1 protein-coding gene is annotated in these 947 nt (G+C 66.7%); it reads right to left on the bottom strand.

The window, feature by feature from the left end:
- Positions 1-947: gamma-glutamyltransferase family protein (locus DBR18_RS29980; protein ID WP_256588970.1), on the bottom strand; the 947-nt coding region annotated here is incomplete at both ends.

The following is a 947-nucleotide window of genomic DNA, read 5'->3' as shown; positions in this document are numbered from 1 at the left end:
CGGCCACGTATTGCGCGCGGTCGGCGTAGGCCAGGCGTTCGGCTTCGGCGATCAGGTGCACCGCTTGGGGCGTCGGTTCGATGCCGGCGGGTTTGTCGGTTTTCACCGGTTTGAGTGGCGTCAGCGACAGGCGCGGGTCGCGGGTTTCCAGCGCCTGCAAAGTGCCGAGAATCTGCGCCACGGCGATCCCGCCCGACGACGGCGGCGGCATGCCGCAGACCTGCCAGCGTTTGTAGTCGGTACACAGCGGTGCGCGTTCCTTGGCCTGATAACGCTGCAGATCATTCAACGACAGGCTGCCGGGGTTGGCGTGACCCTGCACCTTGGCGACGATCTCTTCGGCAATCGGGCCTTTGTACAGCGCGTCCGGGCCTTCGTTGGCGATGCGCTTGAGCACGGCGGCCAGCGCCGGGTTCTGCAGACGCGTGCCGACCGCTTTGACGCTGCCGTCGCTGTTGAGAAAGTACGCGGCCATGTCCGGCGATTTATGGATCACCGGGTCGGATTCCAGCAGCGAGTGCAGGCGCGGCGAAATCGCAAAACCCTGCTCGGCGAGTTTGATCGCCGGTTCGAACAGCGTGGCCCACGGCAGACGACCGTGTTGCTTGTGCGCCATTTCCAGCGCACGCAACACGCCGGGCGTGCCCACCGAGCGCCCGCCGATCTGCGCCTGCGGGAATGGCATCGGTTTGCCGTCGGCCTGCAGGAACAGCTTCTCGGTGGCACCCGCCGGTGCGGTTTCGCGACCGTCGTAGGTGCGCACCTGTTTGCCGTCCCACAACACGATCATCGCACCGCCGCCGATCCCGGAGGATTGCGGCTCGACCAGGGTCAGCACCGCCTGCATCGCAATCGCTGCATCAATCGCCGAACCACCCTTGCGCAGCATCTCGCGCCCGGCCTCGGCGGCCAGCGGGTTGGCGGCAGCGGCCATGTGTTTGCTGGCG

Source organism: Pseudomonas sp. HMWF021, assembly GCF_003061005.1.
Taxonomy (GTDB): domain Bacteria; phylum Pseudomonadota; class Gammaproteobacteria; order Pseudomonadales; family Pseudomonadaceae; genus Aquipseudomonas.
This window is presented reverse-complemented; position numbering and strand designations above follow the sequence as displayed.